This window comes from Lacticaseibacillus pantheris DSM 15945 = JCM 12539 = NBRC 106106 (genome assembly GCF_001591865.1).
GTDB lineage: Bacteria > Bacillota > Bacilli > Lactobacillales > Lactobacillaceae > Lacticaseibacillus > Lacticaseibacillus pantheris.
On the sequence record NZ_BCVS01000173.1, the window covers coordinates 1 to 2194 of the forward strand.

The 2194-nt window shown below is 57.9% G+C and carries 1 protein-coding gene; it reads left to right on the forward strand.

Annotation, left to right across the window (positions count from 1 at the left end; genetic code table 11):
- Window positions 1-415 precede the first annotated feature (415 nt).
- Entirely contained in the window at window positions 416-1702 is a 1287-nt protein-coding gene (hflX, locus tag LPA02S_RS11275; protein ID WP_056956735.1) for a GTPase HflX, read from the forward strand.
- Window positions 1703-2194 lie beyond the last annotated feature (492 nt).

Consider the following 2194-nt stretch of genomic DNA (forward strand, 5'->3'; position numbering starts at 1 on the left):
GGAGCACCCCACGTAAGCCGCAGCTCACCGGTTCGACCGACGCGGCCGCCAACACTACTGTAGCAATCCACGGCGGAGGGCACGTAAGCCGCAGTCCCAAAGTCCACCCGCGTGTTCACCCCACTTTGTGTTCACTAACACCCCAGACACGGGGACGGATGTGGTACAATGAGGACAATTATTCCGGAAAGAGGTGCAAGGACATGCGTATTAGAAGTGTTGTTTTGGCAGGTTAATGAAACAGTGCGCTGACTGATACGTGTGCCCGTAATCGAGCACCTGTAGGGCCCCAGCGGCCCTTTTTTCATGCCTGTTAACCACCCGCAATCGCACAGTTACTATGTTGTGGGGTACACCACAAGCATCGCATCAGGTACGCTGGCTCAACCGACGTGCCCGTGAGGAGGATTTTTTTATGCCCGAAACACAAACCAACGCCATCGTCGCCGGCATCTCCCGGCGCCAACCGAACTTTGATTACACAATGACCGAGCTGGCCAATCTCGCTGCGGCCAATAATTACGTGGTGGTCGACTCCGTGCGCCAGAACGTCGACCAGGTGATCGCCGCCACCTATTTTGGTAAAGGCAAAGCCGAAGAAATTGGCGAGTTGGCCCGGCTGAAAGGCGCTCAAGCCATCATCGTGAACGACGAGCTGACTCCCAGCCAGCTGCGCAACCTCGAAAAGATTATCGGCGTGGACGTCATTGACCGCACCCAGCTGATTCTCGACATCTTTGGGACCCGCGCCCGCTCCAAGCAGGCCAAAACCCAGGTCGAAATCGCCCAGCTACGGTACGCCCTGCCCCGGCTGCGTCAGCGCAACGCCAACTTTGACCAGCAAAGCGCTGGTACCGGTGCTGGTGGGGCTGGCCTCGCCAACCGTGGTAGTGGTGAAACACAACTCGAACTGGACAAACGGCGCCTCACCAAGCGCATCAGTCGCTTGAAGCAGGAGCTCGCCGATGAGGCCAAAGACGAGGAGACCCGCAGCGCCCAGCGCAACGAGAGCCACCTGCCGACGGTCGCCCTAGTCGGCTATACCAACGCCGGTAAGTCCACCACCATGAACGGTCTCCTCAACCTCTTTGCCGAGCAGGGTGAGACCAAGAACGTCGAGGAGAAGGACATGCTGTTCGCCACGCTCGACACCTCGGTGCGCAAAATCGAGCTGCCGAGCAACCGCGCGTTCCTATTGAGCGACACGGTCGGCTTCGTCAGTAAGTTACCCACCAAGCTGGTGGATTCCTTCAAGGCCACGTTGGCCGAAGCCAAGAACGCGGACCTGCTACTCCACGTGGTGGACTACGCTGACCCGCATTACCAGGACATGATGGCGGTCACCGAAGCGACTTTGGCCGACATCGGCATTCACGACGTGCCCACTATTATCATCGATAACAAAGCCGACCTGCGTGCCGATACCGTCTACCCCGAAATGGTCGGCGACTCGGAACTGATTTTCTCCGCGCGTGACCAAGCGTCACTGGAGAAGTTAGCGGCCCTAATCGAGGAGAAACTGTTCGCCCACGAAGAAACGCACCGCTACCTGATACCGTTTAGCGACGGCCAGGTGGTCAGCTACATTAACGACCACCTCAAGATTGACGCGACTGAGTACACCGATAACGGCACGCGCATCACGGCCGCGGTGGACGCCACCCAGGCCGGACGCTTGGCTAAGTATCTAGATGAAGACTAACACGTTGCCCCCGGCCTGCCTTGGTCGGGGGCTTCGTCGTGCTATTGGTGGTTCTGGCTGGTGGGATACTGCGACTTGGTGGACCACTGCTAGTGGCTGGTCGTACTAGCGTGATGGCTCCGGTTGAGCGGCTGGTCCCCGCGACCGGAGCCACCACACCAGTACGACCAACGGTAGATGTCAGTCGTTACAATGAATAGATAAGTTTGATATAACGTTAAAATAGCGTGGCCATCCATGCCCGGCACGGTGTGAAGTTAGACTGTCAATTTTGACAACGCGCCTCGAAGTCCCGCCGTATTCCCCGTGCAGGAAGTGTTCACGCGATTGTTCACTCAAACTACGGTGTTTTCCGACATTACTACATATAATGGGAAACAGCGGGAGGACTTTGGGTCTGGGTGTCGTGACTGTAGCGGTTGTGGACACAGTAGCGGGCGGCCGCGTCGGTCGGGCTGGTGAGCGGAGGCGTGTGGGGTCGGAATGGTAACC